This is a genomic window from Kitasatospora aureofaciens (assembly GCF_019192735.1).
GTDB lineage: Bacteria > Actinomycetota > Actinomycetes > Streptomycetales > Streptomycetaceae > Kitasatospora > Kitasatospora aureofaciens_A.
This window is the reverse complement of the sequence record NZ_JAHTKP010000004.1, coordinates 108242-127863: the sequence shown is the minus strand read 5'-3', so window position 1 is coordinate 127863 and position 19622 is coordinate 108242. Positions and strand designations below refer to the sequence as shown.

Annotated in this window: 16 protein-coding genes; 7 read left to right on the top strand and 9 right to left on the bottom strand. The window is 72.0% G+C overall.

Annotated features, from left to right (window positions below; all coding sequences use genetic code 11):
* Window positions 1-2: 2 nt before the first annotated feature.
* From KV557_RS06240 to asnB, 8 genes are all read right to left on the bottom strand, one after another.
* Window positions 3-3650: a hypothetical protein gene (locus KV557_RS06240; RefSeq protein WP_218198718.1), complete on the bottom strand. Its 3648-nt coding sequence runs from the start codon at window positions 3648-3650 to the stop codon at window positions 3-5.
* Window positions 3651-3831: 181 nt separating this feature from the next.
* Window positions 3832-5883 carry a transglycosylase domain-containing protein gene (locus KV557_RS06235; protein WP_218198717.1) on the bottom strand — a complete coding sequence of 684 codons (2052 nt, stop codon included), beginning with the start codon at window positions 5881-5883 and terminating at the stop codon, window positions 3832-3834.
* Window positions 5884-6016: 133 nt separating this feature from the next.
* Window positions 6017-6490 carry an SRPBCC family protein gene (locus KV557_RS06230; RefSeq protein WP_218198872.1) on the bottom strand — a complete coding sequence of 158 codons (474 nt, stop codon included), beginning with the start codon at window positions 6488-6490 and terminating at the stop codon, window positions 6017-6019.
* A 5-nt stretch (window positions 6491-6495) separates the two neighbouring features.
* Window positions 6496-6750 carry an acyl carrier protein gene (locus KV557_RS06225; protein ID WP_218198716.1) on the bottom strand — a complete coding sequence of 85 codons (255 nt, stop codon included), beginning with the start codon at window positions 6748-6750 and terminating at the stop codon, window positions 6496-6498.
* A gap of 49 nt (window positions 6751-6799) precedes the next feature.
* Window positions 6800-8026, bottom strand: a complete 1227-nt coding sequence (locus KV557_RS06220; RefSeq protein ID WP_218198715.1) for a ketosynthase chain-length factor — start codon at window positions 8024-8026, stop codon at window positions 6800-6802.
* On the bottom strand, window positions 8023-9309 hold the full coding sequence (locus KV557_RS06215; RefSeq protein WP_218198714.1) for a beta-ketoacyl-[acyl-carrier-protein] synthase family protein: 1287 nt from the start codon (window positions 9307-9309) through the stop codon (window positions 8023-8025). The genes KV557_RS06220 and KV557_RS06215 overlap by 4 nt, the downstream gene beginning before the upstream one ends.
* The gene (locus tag KV557_RS06210; RefSeq protein ID WP_218198713.1) at window positions 9306-9746 is read right to left on the bottom strand and encodes a cupin domain-containing protein; all 441 of its coding nucleotides are present in this window, start codon (window positions 9744-9746) and stop codon (window positions 9306-9308) included. Before KV557_RS06210 ends, KV557_RS06215 begins: the two co-directional genes overlap by 4 nt.
* Window positions 9747-9799: 53 nt before the next feature.
* A complete protein-coding gene (gene asnB / locus KV557_RS06205; protein WP_218198712.1) occupies window positions 9800-11641 on the bottom strand; it encodes an asparagine synthase (glutamine-hydrolyzing) in 1842 nt (613 codons plus the stop codon).
* Between the two features lie 251 nt (window positions 11642-11892).
* Here asnB and KV557_RS06200 point away from each other — a divergent pair, with 251 nt between their 5' ends.
* From KV557_RS06200 to KV557_RS06180, 5 genes are all read left to right on the top strand, one after another.
* On the top strand, window positions 11893-13185 hold the full coding sequence (locus KV557_RS06200) for a lysine N(6)-hydroxylase/L-ornithine N(5)-oxygenase family protein (RefSeq protein WP_218198711.1): 1293 nt from the start codon (window positions 11893-11895) through the stop codon (window positions 13183-13185).
* Window positions 13186-13227: 42 nt separating this feature from the next.
* Window positions 13228-14859 (top strand): FAD-dependent oxidoreductase, encoded by a 1632-nt coding sequence (locus KV557_RS06195; protein ID WP_218198710.1) that lies wholly within the window; start codon window positions 13228-13230, stop codon window positions 14857-14859.
* Between the two features lie 73 nt (window positions 14860-14932).
* Window positions 14933-15355 carry an SCP2 sterol-binding domain-containing protein gene (locus tag KV557_RS06190; protein WP_218198709.1) on the top strand — a complete coding sequence of 141 codons (423 nt, stop codon included), beginning with the start codon at window positions 14933-14935 and terminating at the stop codon, window positions 15353-15355.
* Window positions 15355-16038, top strand: a complete 684-nt coding sequence (locus KV557_RS06185; protein ID WP_218198708.1) for a TenA family protein — start codon at window positions 15355-15357, stop codon at window positions 16036-16038. Before KV557_RS06190 ends, KV557_RS06185 begins: the two co-directional genes overlap by 1 nt.
* A 29-nt stretch (window positions 16039-16067) precedes the next feature.
* Entirely contained in the window at window positions 16068-17072 is a 1005-nt protein-coding gene (locus tag KV557_RS06180; protein ID WP_218198707.1) for an LLM class F420-dependent oxidoreductase, read from the top strand.
* Between the two features lie 130 nt (window positions 17073-17202).
* Here the strand turns inward: KV557_RS06180 and KV557_RS06175 are convergent, their stop codons facing one another.
* Window positions 17203-17670, bottom strand: coding sequence for a hypothetical protein (locus KV557_RS06175; RefSeq protein WP_218198706.1), 468 nt, complete (start codon window positions 17668-17670; stop codon window positions 17203-17205).
* A gap of 143 nt (window positions 17671-17813) precedes the next feature.
* Between KV557_RS06175 and KV557_RS06170 the strand changes: the two genes are divergently transcribed.
* Both KV557_RS06170 and KV557_RS06165 read left to right on the top strand, forming a co-directional pair.
* The gene (locus tag KV557_RS06170) at window positions 17814-18251 is read left to right on the top strand and encodes a cupin domain-containing protein (protein WP_218198705.1); all 438 of its coding nucleotides are present in this window, start codon (window positions 17814-17816) and stop codon (window positions 18249-18251) included.
* Window positions 18248-19621: a class I tRNA ligase family protein gene (locus KV557_RS06165; RefSeq protein ID WP_218198704.1), complete on the top strand. Its 1374-nt coding sequence runs from the start codon at window positions 18248-18250 to the stop codon at window positions 19619-19621. Before KV557_RS06170 ends, KV557_RS06165 begins: the two co-directional genes overlap by 4 nt.
* The last annotated feature ends 1 nt before the right edge of the window (window position 19622 follow it).

Sequence of the window (19622 nt, the reverse complement as noted above, 5' to 3'; positions counted from 1 at the left end):
AGCTACTCCCCTGCGAACGCCCGGCAGTAGGTCTGCCACGGGAACGACTGCCCCTGGGGCCCGAGCGCGGTCTCGACCGACGATGCCCCTGTACCGGCCGCCGGCGCGAACCGGCGGTGGTCCGCACCGGAGGCGAGCGAGGACCCCGTGAAGCTCTTGTGGCACTCCAGCGTGACGGACGTGGACCAGAAGGTGAGGTCCACCGTGATGACGAGCTTCGCCGAACCGCTCAACACGTTGGTGGTGTCGTCGTACTCCAGGCTGAGGGTCAGCTCGATCGAGACACTGATCAGCCCCAGCACGGACACGCTGCCGCCGATCCGGAGGTAGCCGGTGATCTCGCTGGAACCCCCGCGCTTGGTGAAGACGACTCCGCCGAAGACGTGGACCTCCGCGGACGCGATCGTGAAGTCCATGACGACGGCGGCGCCGAACTCGATCCCACCGGTGACCTGCTGCAGGCCGCTGTCCGGACCGCCGGCGCTCAGCTCGATCTCCAGATATCCGCCGCCGCCGAACCCCGACACGGTGACCAGGAAAGGCCGCTCACGGGTGCCGAAGGCGAAGTCGATGACGATGGGCCGGTTCGTCATGGACAGCGTGACGCCGATCTGCACGGTGAGGTTCTGCAGACTGAACACCATCAGGCCGGCGCCGGGAACGGCGAGGGTGTACGACGCCTTGATCTCGGTGGCCGACACGTCGATCCGCGGCCCGCCACGCCCGGCCTGCGGGATCAACTGCGCCAGTGTGCGAAGGAATTTCAGATTGCCGTTGAGTTCGACGTTCGCCAGTTTGACGTCGAGGTTCAGTCGTTGGCCGGGATCGGCGGTGAAGCGCACGGAATCGAAGGTGAGGGTGACGAGTGCGGCGTCGCCCTTCTCGGGGATCACCAGATCGAAGTTGTCGATCACGCCCGTCGTGTGCAGTTCGGGCCGCCCGCCCACCAGTCGGGACACCGCTTCGAGGCTCACCGACGAGGCGGCTCTGGGGTAGAACGGCGCGACTGGCGGCCCCAGCCCCTGCTTCCAGGTCAGCTTCGCCGACGGGGTGTCCGTACCCTCCCCGGTCCAGAGGAGCTTGGGCTGGTCCGTGACGACGGAGATGAGGTCACGCAGCGGGACCACGCCGAACAGGGTCGCGTCCGGGTCGAAGAGCTTCCGCGGATCCGTCGGGAGCGCGTCGCCGACGGCCGGCCCGAGTGTGCGCGAGATCTGGGTCATGGTCATGTTGGGGGCGGCCAGCGTCCCCGCCCGTGCCCCGGCGGCGCCGAAGTCGATCGTTCGCGGTGCCACGAGGTCGAGCAGCGCGTCGGCCGGCGGAGCGCCCCACGGGGTGTTGACGAGCGCGGTCGAGAACGTCGCCGGCACCGCCGGGATCGGGCCGAGCAGCTGTCGGGCTGCCGGCAGCCCCACCGCCAGCTGAGTCACCTTCGGGTAGAAGCCGACTCCGGTGGGAGAGAGCCCCGCCCCGAGTCCGCCGAAGGTCATCGACTGCACTTCCTGCACCGCGCCCTCCGCCACCTGGGTCGGCGACACCATGGCGAGCGGGATGCGGCTGCCGACGTCCGAAACGGGCCGTCCCAGGGCCGCCTGGCGTCCCGTGCTCGGGCCGCTTCCGTACAGCGCGTCGAGCGCCGCGGCGCAGCCGGCGCCGGTTGCCGCGTCCTCGGCGAACAGCAGCGGCAGGTGCAGTTCCACGGACTCCTGGCCTGCCCGGGCCTGAAGGGTGAACCGGACGGGCTGTCCGCCCCGCGTCGGCCAGAAGCACTTCGCGTTGCAGGACGCGGGGTCCAGCTGGATCCAGGTCGCGGTGTCCAGGTCCGTGGCCTGTCCGGGGTCGATCGCGACTTGCTGGAACGGGAACGTCCGCTCGTGCCGGCCGCCCGCGCCGATGCCGTAGTCGTCGCGAACGGGCTCGGTGACGATCAGGAAGCTCCGCCGGTGCAGCGCGGCCACGGCGGGATCGGTCGGATCGAACCGCCGCTCGTCCAGCTCGACGTAGGCCGCCCGGTGCCCGAACGGGAACAGGGCGCCGGTGACGGAGACCCGGACGTAGAAGTCCCGGCCCAGCGCGGCGTCATGGGTCCATTCCAGCTCGGGCCAGTGGGCCGAGGCTGAGAACCGGGCTCCGTAGGCGCTCAGGATCAGACGGTCGACCGCCACCGGTCGGTTCGGATGCCGGGCCGCGGCCGCGACGATCCGGTCCACCCAGGCGTCCAGCGGTGTGTTCAGGTCGGTCCTGCCGGCCAGGGCTTGGACGGGGTGCACCGCCAGGCGCCCGTCGGGGCCCGCGATGCGGCTGTGCCACAGCTCGGTACCGCCGCCGGTGCCCGGGGCGGGCAGAGTGCGGTGCGCGCACCGGACCCCTTTCTCCAGGGCGGGCTGTTCCAGGGCGAGCACCAGGCGCCACGGGAGTTCGAGACTGGTCACCGCCCCTCCTGCGGAGGCCGCGGTGGTGGCCAGAGGGAGCCGGTTCATCGCGTCGAGCAGACCGGCGACGGTGAGCGTGACCGGGTCCTGGCCGACGGTGAAGCAGAGGTTCGACGGTCCGGCGAGGAAACCCTGGCTCGACGAGCCGGAGCCCAGCACGGTCTCGGCCAGGTGTTGCGGAGGGAAGCCCACGATCAGGCGCCCGCCGGCGGAACCGGCCACCAGCTGCACGGTGCCGTCGGGCTGGGTCCGCTCCTGAAGGCCCTCGCCGCGGACGGTCAGGGTGACGAGGTCCTCCGGGCGCAGCACGGCGTAGCTGCCCGGAGTCCCGCTCAGCAGGTCGACCAGATGCCAGTCGGACCACGCGGTGTCGGACCACCGGTGCATCAGCGCGACACCGGCCCAGACGGCGAACACGTCGGTCCGGCCGCTCCCGGACGAGACCGCGGCCAGACGGGGTCGGGCCTCGCCGCGTGCGGCGAGGTCACCGCCGAGGTGCTCCCAGCCGAGCCATGTGTCGAGGGCGGAGTGCCACAGGCCGTTGTCGCCGCCCAGGAAGACGTCGCGCTCCGTCGCCGCGAAGCACGTGAAGGACCGTCCGCCCCGCTCGGGCAGGTTCCCGAGCTCGTCCCAGACCGGCGGCCCGTCGGCGAAGTGCCCGCGGATCAGGCGCCGCTCCCGGGTGTCGGCGACGAGGAGATCGACCCGGCCGGGCGCGACGGCCACCGCCCCCAGCTGCCCGGGTGTCCGGTCGCCCGGACGGAGCAAAATTGGCCCGCTGCCCGGGCGCCAATGCACGATCTCGCCGCTCGGCGCGCCCGCACTGCAGAAGACGTGCAGATCACCGGGCTGAGTCGTCACGGCCGTGAAACCGGTCGCCGCGGAAGCCTCGTTGAGTACGCCGAGTGACGTCCACTCCGGTCGGTCCTCGCCCAGCTCCTCGCCCTGTTCCTCGCCGGCCACGCGGAGTCGCCAGAGCTCCCCGACGGAACTGAGGGCGAAGAGCTCAACCGGGCCGCCCTCGGCCGCCGTTGCGCTCAACCAGTCGAAGCCCGGAGCCCCGGGCGAGGGCCAGGGGCGGCCGAGCTCACGCCATGCGCTCCACGCACCGTCGAACACCTTGTGCCGTACGGTGCCGTCGTGGGCGCCGAGGAAGAGGTCGAGTCTCCCCCGCTCGGGGGAACAGACGGCCAGGGCCTGCGCCGAGTGGTTCTGCATGGGTTGCCCCCAGCAGGTGAGCGGCGGTCAGCGGTGCCGGGCCTGCAGCAACCGCCGACTCCTGGTTCTCAGGCTATGCCCGGTTCGCCCACGCATCAATATATGCGGGAGCGCGCACGCGCCTCCCCGACGGCCCCGCTACTCCCTGTCAGGAGATGGCAGGGCCGTCGGCCGGCGGCCGTTACGGCAGCTGCACCGGCGTGAAGGTGCCGGCCGGGACGCCGTCGAGGGCGCCGGTGATCGCGCCCTGCCAGATCGGGCCGGCCAGCGTGCCGCCGAAGGCCTGGTCCACCACCTTGCCCCCGATCCTCTGGCCGTCCAGCGGCTTCGGGTTGTCCGAGTCGCTGACGACGGTCGCGCCCGCCATCTCGGGGGTGTAGCCGACGAACCAGACCTGCCGGGCCTTGTCGGTGGTGCCGGTCTTGCCCGCGCTGTCCCGGTCGGTGAGACCGGCCGTCTTGCCGGTGCCATCCTCCACGACGCCCTTGAGCATCGCGGTGACGGTGTCCGCGGTGTTCGCGGACATCACCGACGAGCAGTTCGTCTGCGGCACCGCCAGCTGCTTGCCGTCCGGGCCGGTCACCGAACTGACGGCGGTCGGCGCGCAGTAGGTGCCGTGGGCGGCGAACGCCGCGTAGACGCTCGCCATCTGCAGCGGGGTCAGGCTGTTGGTGCCGAGCGTCATCGACGGCACCACCTGCAGCTTCTCACCGCCGGCCTGCTCGGTGATGCCGAGCTTGTTGGTCATCTGGGCGACGTTGCACAGCCCGGCGTCGGCCTCCAGGTTCGCGAAGTAGGTGTTGACCGACTGGGCCATGGCGGTCTTCATCGTGAAGGCACCGGTGAGGCTCGTGCTGTCGTTGTGCACCTGGCCGCCCGCCTTGAACTTGCCGCCCGCACAGTCCTTCATCGCCGGCCACGGCATGCTGTAGTCGGTGGTGTAACTCTGGCCCGGCGAGATGCCGTTCTCCAGGGCCGCCGCCGCGACGATCGGCTTGAAGGTCGACCCGGTCGGGAAGCCCTCTCCCCCGCCCATCGCCTTGGTGACGTTGTAGTTGATCTGGGTCTGGTTCTTGCTCTGCTCGACACCGTACGGGCGGCTCTGGCCCATCGCGAGAATCTTTCCGGTGCCCGGCTGGACGATGCTCATCGCCGTCGCCGCCTGGTCCCCCGGGAACACATGGCTGGTGACCGAGGAGTTGAGGGCCGCCTGGGCCTTGGGGTCGAGCGTGGTGTGGATCTGCAGCCCGCCGCGCTTCCACACCGCCTGCCGCTCGGCCGCCGACTTCCCGAAGGCCGGATCGGTGAGCACCGTCGTCCGCACGTAGTCGCAGAAGAAGCCCTCGCCCTGCTGCGCCAGGATGCAACCCTGGTGCGGCGCCTGGACGTTCAGCCCCAGCGGGGCGGCGATCGCCTGCTGCTCCTGCTCCTTGGTGATGTGCCCGTACTCGGCCATCTTGCGCAGCACCGTGTCCCGCCGGTCCTTCGCCGCGGTCGGGTTGACCACCGGGTCGTAGCCGGTCGGCGACTGCTCCAGACCGGCCAGCAGCGCGGCCTGCGGCAGGGTGAGGTCCTTGGCGTGCACGCCGAAGTAACGGTGCGCGGCCGCCTCGATGCCGTAGGCCTTCTCGCCGAAGAACGTGATGTTCAGGTAGTTGGTGAGGATCTGGTCCTTGCTCAGGGTCTCCTCGACCTTGATCGCGTACTTCAGCTCCTGGATCTTGCGGCCGACCGTCTGCCGCTGCGCCTCCTGCACCTTCTTCGGGTCGTCGCCCGCCTCGTCCACGAAGACGTTCTTCACGTACTGCTGCGTCAGCGTGGACGCCCCCTGCGCGGTGCCCGAGGTGGCGTTCTTGTTCAGCGCCCGCAGCACACCCTTGAGGTCGATCGCGCCGTGCTCGTAGAAGCGGTTGTCCTCGATGTCCACCAGCGCGGTCTTCACCAGCGGGGACATCTGGTCCGCCGGGACCACCGTGCGGTCGCGGTCGTAGAGCGTGGCGATCGTCCCGACCTGCGCGTCGTACACCGTCGAGGCCTGCGAGAGCGGCGGCGTCTTGAAGTCGTCCGGCAGGCTCTGGAAGTCGTCCGCCGCCGACTGCGCCCCGAGCCCGGCCGCCGCCACCGCGGGCAGGGCTATCCCCGCGACGACCACCCCGGCCAGCGTGCTGACCCCCAGCAGCCGCGCGCCGCTCCACACCTTTTCCACACCTGTCCCCCGCTGCTTCTCTCCCATGCACCCGACCCTATGTGCACGACATGAGAGAACCGAACGGGTTTCCGCTCCGCTCTGTCACAACCTTGCGACAGCCGATGCCGAGGAGGGCGGTGTGGTGGCAGCTGGCGCGCTGCTGCCACCACAGGGCCGGTCAGTTGCGGGCGGCGTCCTCGATGCGCTCCTTGACGGCCTGCATCTGCACGACCGTGTTGGCCTTCAGGTGCGCGGCCATCTCCTCGTCCCCGAAGGGCAGTTCCGCACGGACGTGGAAGTCCTGGACCCACCGCATCAGCACACCCTCCGGAATCTCCCGGTAATCCCAGAAGATGTTCATGTACTCGAAGGGTCCGGTCTCCACCCGGCGTGCCCGCACGCTCCGGGTGGTCCGGTCGCTGGTGCGCTCGGAGACCCAGGAGCGCACCACGCCCTGGTCGTCCGGATGCATGGTGAGCCTGAACCGCACGGTGTCGCCCTGCTGCTCCAGGATCTCGGCGTCGGCGTACTCGGTGAACAGCTGCGGCCAGCCGGCCACGTCGTTCGTCATCTCCCAGACCAGGTCGAACGGTGCCGCCACGACCGTGCTCGACTCGGTGTGCCCGTGCTCGGTGTGCCCGTGCTCGGTCATCGCGCTCACGCCTCCGTGCGCTGCCGGTTGACGTAATCCAGCAGGGCGGCGGGGGTGCGCAGGTCGTCGATCACCTCGTCCGGGATGCCGACGCCGAGCCGGCCCTGGACCTGCGTGACCACCTCCAGGACGGCCAGCGAGTCGTAGCCCAGCTCGCCGAAGTCGGCGTGCAGGATGTCGCCGTCGAGGTCGACGGCCTCGCCGGTACCCACGCACTGGCGCATGATCTCGCGAAGTCCGTCCAGGTTCAGGGTGTCCATCGCTTCAACTCCCTCTCTGATGGCTCTGATTGGCTGGTGTTCACACGGTTCAAACGGCCTTGACGACGACCGCGGCGTTGAAGCCGTTGTGGCCGCGGGCGATCACGAGCGCGGTGCGCACCGCCGTCTCCCGCGGGTCGCCGAGGATCAGGTCGACCGGGCAGTCCGGGGACGGGGCGGTGACGTTCACGGTCGGCGGCACCACGCCGTGGCGGACGGCCAGCAGGGCCGCCACCAGGTCCACCGTCGGACCGGCCGCGTAGAGGCGGCCGGTGGTGGTCTTGGGCACGGTGACCGGCACCGCGGCGGGCCCGAACACCTCCGCCAGCGCCCGGCACTCCAGCCGGTCCAGCTCCGGAACGCCGTAACCGTCGGCGAAGACCACGTCCACGTCGGCCGGCGCGCACCGGGCGTCGGCCAGCGCCCCTTCGATCGCCCGGCGCAGGTTGGGCCCGCGACCGGTGCCCGGGCGCGGGTCGAAGGCGGTGGCGTAGCCGGCGATCTCGCCGTACGGGCGCACGCCGCGGGCGCGGGCCGACTCGGCCTCCTCGACCAGCAGGATCGCGCCGCCCTCCCCCGGCACGTAGCCAGAGGCCGCGGTGTCGAAGGGCAGGTACGCCCGGGCCGGGTCGTCGCTCAGGCTGACCAGTCCGGGCGGGATCTGGCCGACGAGGCCCGAGGGCGAGAACGAGGAGTCGGTGCCGCCGGACAGCACGAAGGTCGTGCCGTTGCGGATCACCCGCCGGGCCTGGCCCACGCACTCCAGCCCGCCGACCTGGTCGGCGATGAAGACCCCGCTCGGCCCGCGCATGCCGTGCCGGATCGAGATCTGGCCCGAGTTGGCGGCATAGAACCAGGCGATCGCCATGTACGCGCCGACCTGGGACGGTCCCTTCGCGTAGAGGTTCTGCATCTCGCGCTGGCCGAACTCGGCGCCGCCCGTGGCGTTGGCGGTGACCACGCTCATCTGGTACTCGGGCTGCTCGGCCGGGTCCAGCTCGCCGTCGAGCAGCGCCTCCTCGGCGCAGACCAGGCCGAACTGGGTCATCAGCGCGGTCTCCACGACGACCCGGCTGGGCAGCAGCGCGTACGGGTCGAAGTCCGGCACCTCGCCGATCACCTTGATCGGGTAGCCGGACGGGTCCATCCGCGTCATCGGCGCGAGCGCGCTTCGGCCGTCGAGGGTGTTGGCCCAGTAGGTCTTCACTCCGATCCCGGTGGGCGCGACGACCCCCAGGCCGGTGACGACCGCGCGCTTACTCGGTCCCGTGTTCATCGGCGGGCCTTCCCTTCGCCGGCCAGCACGATCGCGCTCTGGAACCCGCCGAAGCCGCTCCCGACGCTGAGGACCACGTCGGTCCGCTGCTCGCGGGCGACCTTCGGCACGTAGTCGAGGTCGCACTCGGGGTCCGGGGTCTCCAGGTTGGCCGTCGGCGGCACGGCGTCGTGCTCGATCGCCAGGCAGCAGGCGGCCACCTCGATCGCGCCGATCGCGCCGAGCGAGTGCCCGATCATCGACTTGATCGAGCTGACCGGGACGTCGTACGCGTGCGCGCCCAGGGCGCTCTTGAAGGCGGCGGTCTCGTGCCGGTCGTTCTGCCTGGTGCCGGAGCCGTGCCCGTTGACGTAGTCGATCTCGTCCGGGTTCAGCCGGGCCTGGTCAAGGGCGACCCGGATCGCCTCGGCCATCTCCCGGCCGTCCGGCTTGAGACCGGTCATGTGGTAGCCGTTGGCCCGGCTCGCGTACCCGACCACTTCGCAGTAGACGTGCGCGCCGCGTCTGCGGGCGTGCTCCAGCTCCTCGAAGACCATGACGGCCGAACCCTCGCCCAGGATCAGGCCCTTGCGGTTGCGGTCGTACGGGCGGCAGGCGTGCTCGGGGTCGTCGTTGGCGGTGGACTGGGCGCGCAGGGTGTCGAAGCAGGCGACCGTCACCGGGGAGACCGGTGCGTCGGTGCCGGCCGCGAGCACCACGTCGGCGCTGCCCTCGCGGACCAGTTCGAAGGCGTGGCCCAGCGCGTCGATGCCCGAGGTGCAGCCGGTGGAGACCAGCGCCACGGGGCCCTCGGCGCCGCAGGACCAGGCCAGCTCGGCCGCCATTGAGCTGGGGACCATGACGTCGTACAGGTGGGGGACGGCGTACTCGGGGTCCACGAGCCACTTGCGGCCGCCGTCGCTGAGCACCACGTACTCGCGTTCCATCAGCTCGGTGCAGCCGATCGCGTTGCCCAGGGAGACGCCGACGCGCGCCGGGTCCAGCGCGCTGCCGGCCAGGCCGCTGCCCGTCAGCCCGCTGTCGGCCAGGGCCTCGCGGGCGGCGACCAGCGCGAGTTGGCCGGCCCGGTCCATGCGGCGGGCCTCCTGCGGTGAGAGGCCGACGGCCAGCGGGTCGAAGTCGATCTCGGCGGCGACCTGGCAGCGGAAGTCCGCCGGATCGAAGTGGGTGATCCGGCGGGTGGCGGTGCGGCCGGCCATCAGGGTCTCCCAGAACGCGGCGGTGCCGATGCCCCTGGGTGCGATCACCCCGATCCCGGTCACCGCGACACGGCGCTCGGTCATGACGTCACAGCTCCAACCTGCGGCAACTCGCCGTCGGCAACAGGGAGTTCCTCGGTGTCCACGTGCCCGAGCTCCGGGCGGGGGGCGAGCGGGCCCAGGAAGAACACGGCGAACATCTCCTCCTCGCCGGAGTTGTCCATCCGGTGCCTGAGCCCCTTGGGGATCATGAAGGAGTCACCCGCCGACAGCACGATCGGCTCGCCCTCCAGGCGCAGCGTCATCCGGCCGCTGACGATGTAGAAGTACTCCTCGGAGTACGGGTGGTAGTGCTCGGAGACGAACTCGCCGGGCATGAGCGACCCCGCGCCCAGGAAGCCCGCGGTGGCCCCGCAGGTCCTCGGGCTGAGCAGGACGCGCAGGTCGCCGCCCCGCCGCCGGTTCGGCGGGACGTCCGCGAACGCGACCTTCCGGGGTTCGCCGACAGGGGTTGAAGTCATGACCTCTCCTTCTTGGAAAACCGATGAAGAACCGATGAAGAACTGATGTAGCGTCAGATAGCCAGCTGTACGCGGTACTCGGCCAGCCAGGTGTTGAGCTGGAGCGCGAACTCGATGTTGGTACGGCCGAGCCAGTCCTGTCCGTCGTGCCGGTCGGCGCCGACGGCCGCGCGCGCCGCGGCCGGGTCCAGCAGCGGAGCCACCGGGGCGGCCGGGTCGTCCAGCACGGCGGCCAGCTCGCGCTGGAGCATCCGGGCGTAGACCGGGTCCTGGTTGACCGGGAACGGGCTCTTGCGGCGCTGGGCGACGGAGCGCGGCAGCAGCGGGGCGACGGCCGCCCGCAGCAGGCTCTTCTCGCGCCCGTCGAAGGACTTCATCCGCCAGGGCACGTTGAACGCGTACTCGACCAGGCGGTGGTCGCAGAACGGCATCCGGGCGTCCAGTCCCGTCGCCCTGCCGATCCGGTCGTCGCGGTCCAGCAGCCGGGGCAGCCACCAGGTCAGGTGGAGGTGGCAGTGCCGGCGCATCAGCTGCTCGTGGCCGCTCTCGCCGTCCAGCTGCGGCACCTCCCCGATCGCCCGGCGGTAGCTGTCGGCGCCAAAGCCACGCAGGTCCAGGTCGCGCAGCAGCCCGCGGTCGAACAGGCCGAGCCCGAGACCGTCCCGGGACTTCTCGTGCGCCTGCTCGTACGCCACCCACGGGAAGTGGCCGGCCCGCACCAGCGCGTCGTCGTGCATCCAGGGGAAGCCGGCGAACAGCTCGTCGGCGGCCTCGCCGGAGAGCGCCACCTCGGCGCGCTCGCGCACCGCGGCGAAGAGCAGGTAGCCGGCGACGTCCATCTCGGCGAACGGGGTCGGCCTGTCCTGGGCGCGCAGCACCGCCAGCCGGGTCCGCGGGTCGACCAGATCGGCCGTGCCCAGCACCACGTCGACGTGCTCGGAGCCCAGATGGCGGGCCAGCTCCGCCGCGTACGGGGCGTCGGCGGTGGCACGGACGTTGTCGGGGCGGAAGTTCTCCGCGTAGCCGAGGAAGGTGCCGGTGGCGGTCAGCAGCGGTTTCGCCTCGCGGGCCGCCATGGTGCGGGCCGCGAGCGCGGCCACCGCGCCGGAGTCCAGGCCGCCGGAGAGCAGCACCGAGGGCGCGGGCTCGTCCGGCAGCACCCGGTCCACCGCGTCGCCCAGCAGCCGGCGCACGGTCGCGACGGTGGTCTCCAGGTCGTCGGGGTGGGGACGGCTCTCCAGCCGCCAGTAGGTGTGCCTGGTGAGCCGCCCGTCGGCCAGCACCACCGTGCAGCCCGGGCGGACCTCGTCGATGCCCCGGAAGACGCTCCGGCCCGGGGTCTTGATCTGGGTGAACAGCTCGCGCAGGCCGTCCGCGTCGGCTGTAGGGGCGACCAGGGAGTCGACCAGCAGGGCCTTGGGCTCCGAGGCGAAGGCCAGGCCCTCGCCGAGCCGGGCGTAGTGCAGCGGCCGCACGCCCAGCCGGTCCCTGGCCAGCAGGAGTCGCCGGCGGCGGACGTCCCAGACCGCGAAGGCGAAGGCGCCGTCCAGATGGACCGGGCAGTCGGCGCCCCACTCCTGGTAGGCGTGGAGCACGGTCTCCGGGTCGCCGCCGGGGCCCCACCGATGGCCGCGGGAGCTCAGCTCCCGGCGCACGTCCTCGGCGCCGTACAGGGTGCCGGCGAAGGCGATCACGGCGACCACTTCGCCGTTCTCGACCAGCGCCACAGGCCGGTCCCCCGGCGGGCCCGGGAAGCCCAGCGCGGCGCCCTCGCCGAGCCAACTTCCGTGGACCACTGGGCTGTTGGGCGTCATCGCGGCGGTCATGGCGGCCACGGTCGACAGTCTCCGGTCCGGGTCGGGGCCCTGCCCGACCCACCCGGCGATGCACGTCATACGGGTCCCCTCACTCGCAACTGGCCCGGCCGATGTCGCTACGCAGCATGGGGACCCGCTCTCTCGGGTGGATCGAACCCGCCTGAACGCCCGGCGCGGCCGACGGGGCTCAGTGCGCTTCCAGATCTCCTCGATCGGCAGCCGGAACGCTGTGCCCGACAGCACCGCAGCGCAACCTCACGCAGCGCAGCCTCACGCAGCGCAGCCTCACGACTTGAAAACGGGCACCCTCACGTAAAGAGGCTTCAACCGTGTCGACTTCCACCAGCCGGCCTGTCGGACTCCCGCACTACGCGGTCGCGGGCATCGGTGCGGGCCCGGCCAACCTGAGCTTCGCCGCCCTCGCCGAGGGAGCCGTACCCGGGCCGGTGGCCCTCTTCGACCGGCGGCAATCGCACGCCTGGCACCCCGAGTTGATGCACCCGGGCGTCCGGCTGCAGACCTCCTGGGTCAAGGACCTGGTCACCCTGGTCGATCCGCGCAACCGGTTCTCCTTCCTCAACTACCTGGTCACCACCGGACGGATCTACGCCTTCCTGAACGCCCAGTTCGACGCCATCCCCAGGCTGGAGTACGACCGCTACCTCGCGTGGGCCAGCGGCGAGTTGGGGACCATCCGGTACGGCGTCGACGTCACCGGGGTCCGGTTCGACGAGGTCTTCGTCCTGCTCGCCGACGACCGGCCGGTCGCCACCAGCGACCACCTGGTGCTCGGGCTGGGCACCCGCCCGTACGTACCGGACTGCTTCGCCGACCCCGGCCTGCCCGGCGTCCCGCTGCCCGGCGTCCTGCTGGCCGAGCAGTTGGCCGAGCACTTCGCCGGCTGTCGCCCCGAACCGCACGAGACCGCCGTCGTGGTCGGCGGCGGCCAGACCGGCGCCGAAGCCGTGCTGTCGCTCCTGCGGCTGGGGCTGCGGGAGATCCGCTGGATCGGCCGGCGGCCGTGGTTCGCGCCGATGGACGACTCGCCACCCGCCAACGACTTCTACCGGCCCGCCTACGTGCGCCACTTCCAGAGTCTCCCCGCGCACCTGCGCGACCGGTTCGTCTCGAACCAGATCCTCACCAGCGACGGCGTCTCGATGACCACCCTCCAGGAGCTCTACCAGGTCAACTACGAGATCTGGCTAGCCGACGGACGCTCGCCGGTGATGATGCTGCCCGGCCGCGACGTGGTCGGGGCCGCCGAGCGGCACGGGTCGGTGGTGCTGCGCTGCCGCCGGCTCGGCGGCGGGCAGGAGCAGCACTCCGCCCGGCACGTCGTGCTGGCCACCGGCCGGCGGCCCGCGCCGCTGCCGCTGGCGCCGGAGCTGCTGGACCTGGCGGAGGGCGAGGAACCGGCCATCGAGCCGGACTACTCGCTGCGCTGGAAGCACGGCGACACCAACCGGATCTTCGTCCAGAACCGCGCCCAGTCCAGCCACGGCGTGGTCGACCCCAACCTCAGCCTGCTGTCGGTGCGCAGCGCTGTGATCATCAACTCTCTGCTCGATCGCTCGGTGTTCAGCATCCGCGACGAACAGGTGCACACCCTGTGGGCCTGACCGGCCCGGATCCCCGCCCAACGGCCCCAGGAGGAAGACGAGATGCCCGACGAACGGACCGAAGTGCTCATCGTGGGCGCCGGGTTGGCCGGCCTGACCGCGGCCGTGTTCCTGGCCTGGCACGGGCTGCGCCCGGTCCTGGTCGAACGCCACCCGCAGGAGCTGATCCACCCCCGCGCCCGGGGGATCAACGCCCGCTCGGTGGAGGTGTTCCGCCAAGTCGGCCTGGAGGAACGCCTCTTCGCCGCCCGGGGCGAGGGCATCGTGGCCTCCGACCCGGACTCCTCCCGCATGCTGATCGCCGGGACGCTGGCGGACCGGGACGCGGACTTCGTCGATCTGGCGCCCGGCTCCGCCGAGGGCGTCAGCCCGACCGAGTGGTGCCCGATCGACCAGGACCGGCTGGAGGTCATCCTGCGCGACCGGGCGCGGGAGCTGGGTGCCGACGTGCGCTACGGCGTCGCGCTCACCGGCCTCACCGAGCACCCGCAGGGCGTCACCGCGCAGTTGCGCGAGGTGGCGAGCGGCGCGGAGTCCACCGTGGAGGCCCGGTACGTGGTGGCCGCGGACGGCCAGAAGAGCACGGTGCGACGGCTGTTGGACCTGCCGGTCCAGGGTCCCGGGGTGCTGCTCAACACCCTGTCGATGGTGATCGAGGCCGACCTCGACCGGGTGGTCGCCGGTCGCCGCTTCGGCTTCGCCTACCTGGGCAGCCCGCGGCAGGGCACGGTGATCTTCCCCCACGACGGGAAGGACCGCTGGTGCTTCGGCCTGCCGTTCGAGCCGGACGAGGGCGAGACGGTCGCCGACTACCCGGCGGAGCGCTGCCTGGAGCTGTTCGGCGAAGCGGTCGGTGTCCCGGGCCTCACGGGCCGGCTGATCCCGCAACTGCCGGACGGAACGACGGTGCTGCCGTTCGCGATCGGGGCCTACTGCGCCGAGCGGTTCGTCCACGGGCGGGTGCTGCTGGCCGGCGACGCCGCCCGGATCGTGCCGCCGACCGGCGCGTTCGGCGGCAGCACGGGCATCCAGGACGCGCACAACCTGGCCTGGAAGCTGGCCGCCGTCGTCAAGGGCGAGGCCGGTCCCGGGCTGCTGGCGACCTACGACGCCGAGCGCCGCGCGGTCTCCGAGTTCACCATGGAGCAGGCGATGGCGCAGATGGTCTGGCGCACCGGCACCGCGTCCGGCGAGGTCGACGGGATGCGGGTCTGGGACTGGTGGTCGGTGATCCTGGGCTACCGCTACCGTTCGACCGCCGTGATCCCGGACCCCGACGGCGACGAGCCGGACGACGGCCTGCCCGCCGTGGAGACCGGCAAGCTGTCCGCCCAGCCCGGCACCCGCGCCCCCCACCTGACCACCGGACCCGGGGCCTCCACACTCGACCTGTACGGCCGGAACTTCGCGCTGGTGGCCGGCCGGGACGGTGCGAGCTGGTCGGCCGCCGTTGTGCGCGCCTGCGACGAACTCGGCCTCGACCTGGACTTCCACCTGGCGGGCTTCGACCTCGACGTGCCGCCTGCGCAGTGGGCCGAGCGCCACGGCGTCCAGGACGACGGTGCGGTGCTGGTCCGCCCGGACGGGTTCGTCGCCTGGCGCAGCCGCAAGGGCGCCGACCCGGAGGGCAACCGGCTGATCTCCGCGCTCTCCTGGGTCCTCGCCCGGCCCTGAGACCCCTGAGCACCCTGAGATCCCTGAGATCCCTGAGCCACACAAGTATCCGTTTCCCGAGAGGAGTTCTGACATGTCGGACCTCGAAACGCGCTTCAAGGAGCTGGTCGCGCTGGTCGACGCCACGGCCAAGGACCAGGTGGAGCAGCAGCTCGCCGAGCGGCCCGGCGGCGTCGAGGCGGCGCTGGACACCGTGTACGAGCGGCTGGCCTCGACGTTCAACCCGGCCAAGGCCAACGGCGAGAGCGGCGTCTTCCAGTACGAGGTGGCCACCGCCGCCGGCGTCAAGGAGTACTACCTGGCGGTGGCGGATGGCACCTGCGCGGTCGGCCACGGCACCCGGGACGACGCGAACGTCGTCATCGGCGTCAAGCTGATCGACATGCTGCTGATGGCCACCGGCAAGCTCTCCGGCCAGAAGGCCTTCGTCACCGGCAAGTTGAAGCTGCGCGGGAACGCCTTCTTCGGCATGAAGCAGGGCGAGTGGTTCGACTGATGCCGGCGACCCTGCGCGAACGGCTCCGGGCGGCGGGCGCACCGCTGCTGGAGAAGATCAAGGACCATCCGTTCTTCGCGGGCCTGCGGGACGGCTCCCTGCCGGGCGAGGCGCTGCTGCACTTCGCCCGGCAGGACGCCGACTTCCTGCTGCCGGCGTACGGGCGCGGCCTGGCCCGCTGCGCCGCGCTGACCCACGACCACACCCACGCCCTGGTGCTGGCCAGGATGGCCGTCGGCACCCTGGAGGCCCGCCAGGCGATGGCCCTGGGGTACGACCTGATGGCGGCCGAGCTGGAACGGGCCGGGGACGCCTCCTGGCGCACCCGTCCGGCCGACCCGTCCACCCACGCCTACACCTCGTTCTTCGCCGCGGCGAGCGCGAGCTCGCTGGCCGAGGGCATCGGGGCGCTGCTGCCCTGCTCCTGGTTCTACCTGCAGATCGCCGACGATCTGCGGGAGCGCCACGATCCCGGCGCGCGCTACGCGCAGTGGGTGTCCGCGCTGCACCCGGGCGAGGACTACCGGGAGGTGCTGGAAGGCTTCCTGACCCTCGTCGACGACCTCGGCGAAAGCTGTTCCGCCGGCGAACTCGAACGGCTGGAAGGGAACTTCGCGCTCGCGGCCCGCTACGAGTGGGGCTTCGTCGACGCCGCGCTGCGCCGGCTCGACTGGCCCGTCTGATCCGTGACGTCCCGACATGGAGGTGGCGCATGCGCCTCGGCATCAACATCACCGACTTCGGCTGGCCCGGCTCACCGGAGAACATCGGCAGCACGCTCGGCCGGATCGCGCGGACCGCGGAGGAGGTCGGCTTCGACAGCCTCTGGGTGATGGACCACTTCTTCCAGACCCCGCTCAACCGCGGCCCCGCGGGCCCCTGCCCGGAGGCGTACGCCACCCTGGGCTTCGTCGCCGGGCAGACCTCGCGGATCCGCCTCGGCACCCTGGTCACCGGCGTGGTGAACCGCCACCCCGGCGTCCTGGTGAAGACGGTGAGCACGCTCGACGCGCTCTCCGGCGGCCGGATGTACTTCGGGATCGGCGCCGCCTGGTACGAGCAGGAGCAGCGCGGCCTCGGCATCCCGGTGGTCCCGCGCGCCGAGCGGTTCGAGCGGCTGGAGGAGACCGTCCGGCTCGCCAAGCACATGTGGGCGGGCGACCCGGAGCCGTTCACCGGCGTCCACTACCAGCTGGAGGAACCGCGCAACGAGCCCAACTCGCCGCAGCGGCCGCATCCGCCGATCCTGATCGGCGGCCAGGGCCGGCGGAGGACCTTCGGCCTGGTCGCCCGGTACGCGGACGCCTGCAACGTCTACGAGCTGCCCGACCCCGAGCTGATCAAGGACAAGCTGGCCACCCTGCCGCCGCAGCACCCGATGCGACGCAACGCCCACCTCAGGCCGACCGAGGTCATCCGCGAGCAGTTCGAGGTGCTGCGGCAGCGCTGCGCCGAAGTCGGCCGCCCGTACGACGAGATCGAGAAGACCACGCTGGGCACGGGCGCGCTCAGCAGGGCCGGCGGGAACGGGGCCTACTCGCCCGCCGGCGCGATCGAGCGGTTCCACCAACTCGCCGAGCTGGGAGTCGACCACGCCATCGTCGAGCCGCCCGACCCGTGGCGGGAGGGCGCGCTCGACGTCTGGGCGGAGGTCATTCCGGCGGTGTCGAGGATCGTCCCGGCAGGGCGTTCCGTCGTCCCGGCAGGACGTTCCTGAACCAGTGGCCCGGTCCGGGCCGCCGGGCGGCGATCGCGGCCAGTGCCCGATCGACCGTCCGGCGGCCCACCGGCAGCCTCCGCAGCACCACGCCCAGCGCCAGTAGCACGGCCAGGGCCATGTCCCCTCCTCAGAACTCGCCGCTGATGGTGGCCGCCAGGTAGCCGGCCAGGTCCGGGACGTCCGGCCGCACCACGTGGCGCACCCAGGCGTCCCGCTCGGCGGCCAGCGCCACCATCTCCCAGATGCAGGCGGTGGCCCCGCCCTGGGCCGGCTGCCAAACGCCGGGATCGGCCCACTCGGAGATCCAGGTCCGGGTGTGCAGGATCACCCGGTTCGGGCTCCACCAGCCGACGACCACGTAGCAGCCGTCCGGATCCTCGTGCAGCACGCTGAAGGCGCAGCTCAGCGCGTCCGGATACGCCTCCGGCAGGCTCGCCCCGACCGCCACGCGCGCGGCCTCGACCACGCGGTCCGGCGGGCTCGGGCGGGTGGCCGAGATGCCGTACCGCTTGACCACCCAGCCGCGTACCTCTTCCGGGGCGAACGCGACCATCCGACGCGGTGCCCAACGCACCGGGACAACTCCAACATCCATGGCCGACACGCTAGATGAGCGCTCTCCAGGCGGAATCGAGCCGTCCTCGACGTCCGTCAGCGGCTCCTCAGCCGGCTTCGAGGCACCGCCAGCACCCTGGATCCCGCCACCAATCCCCCGATGACACTGAGGAGTTGACGACTGTGCGCAGCCTTGACTGCGGCTCGGCGGTGCTCACCGCGGAGTACGGGATACGGATCGGACGCTGGACGCAGTACCCCGAGGCGGCGAAGCTGCCGTTCGACGCGATGTGGTGCGTGGTGGGCCCCGGCTCGTCCAGCGTGCGGGACTGCCACCCGGAGGTCGAGCTGGCGGTGGTGGTCACCGGCCGGGCCGAGTTCGAGGTCGAGGGAGCGGGTACCACCGCGGCCCCGACCGGGACCGCCGTCCTGCTCGACCCGCAGGAGCGGCACGTGATCCACAACCGCTCGCAGACCGACCCGCTGACCGTCCTGAGCATCTACTGGCTGCCCGACGGGGACACGGCGGACGAGGGCGCGGCCGACGGGAACGCGGCGGACGGGGACACGGCGACCGGGACCGCGGCGACCGGGACCGCGGCGGACGGAGGCCGGTCATGACCGGCGACCGCGCCGCCGGCCCGGTGGTGCTGCTCAGCCCGCCGCCGACCCCGAACGGACCGCTGCACCTCGGCCACCTCTCCGGCCCCTACCTCGCCGCCGACATCGCCGCCCGGGCCGCCCGCGCCCGCGGCGAGTCGGTACTGACCGTCTGCGGCACCGACGACCACCAGAACTACGTCGTCGCCAAGGCCGAGCAACTCGGGCGCAAGCCGGACGAGTTGGTCGACGAGTACGGCGCGCTGATCAGAGCCTCGCTGGCCGCCGCGGGCATCCGGCACGACGTCTTCACCACCCCCCGCACCGACCGCAACCACCGCGCCCGTGTGGCGCGGCTGTGCGTCGAACTGGTCACCGCCGGGCTGGTGCACCCGACCGAGTGGACCATGCTGGCCTGCCGGGCCTGCGGGCGCACCCTGCACCACGGCTACGTCACCGGCGGCTGCCCCACCTGCGCCGGGCCGATGGGCGGCGGCACCTGTGAGGCCTGCGGCGGCTTCGCCACCGCCGCACAGCTGCGCGACCCGCGCTGCCTGTGCGGCGGCGAACCGCGGGCGGTGCGCCACTACGGGCCGGTCCTCCGGCTGGAGGAGTACCGCGAGGCGCTGACCCGGATCTGGTCCGCCGCCGTGATCCCCGCCCGGGTCCGCGCCCTGCTCACCCGGCTGCTGGCCGAGGGGCTGCCGGACGTCCCGGTGAGCTACCCCACCGACTGGGGGATCGAACTCGTGGGCGGCAACCGGCTGGACGTCTGGGTCGAGATGGGACTGGCCTACCTCGACCTGATCGGCCGCCGGCTCGACCCGGACGCCCGGCAGCTCGGTGAACTCGGCGCCGCCTGGCGCGGATCGGGTGGCCTGTGGCCGTTCCTCGGGATCGACAACGCGTTCTACTACGCGGCCCTCTTCCCCGCCCTGGCGGTGGCCGCCGGCGCGCCGTGGCAGTCGGTCCTGTCCGGGCTGGTCGTCAACGAGTTCTACCGGCTGGACGGGCTGAAGTTCTCCACCAGCCGCGATCATGCCGTCTGGGCGCACGAACTGCTGGCCACGGAGAACCCCGAAGCCGTCCGGCTCTTCCTCAGCTGGGACCGTCCCGCGCCGTACCCGAGCAACTTCACCTCCGCGGGCTACGCCGCCTTCACCGAGCGCTGGCCGCTCCGCGACAGGCCGGCCGACCCGCCGGCCCGGACCGGACCCGACCCGCTCGCGGACGCCGAACTGGCCCGGGCCGAACAGGCGTTGCACCCGGAGACGTTCGACCCCGCACTGGCCGCCCGCTGCCTCCTGCCGCTCGCCGTCGAACGGCAGGACGCCCGGGCCCGACGACTGCTCGGCGCGCTCACCGGGCACGTCACGGACCCGGAAGGCTAGG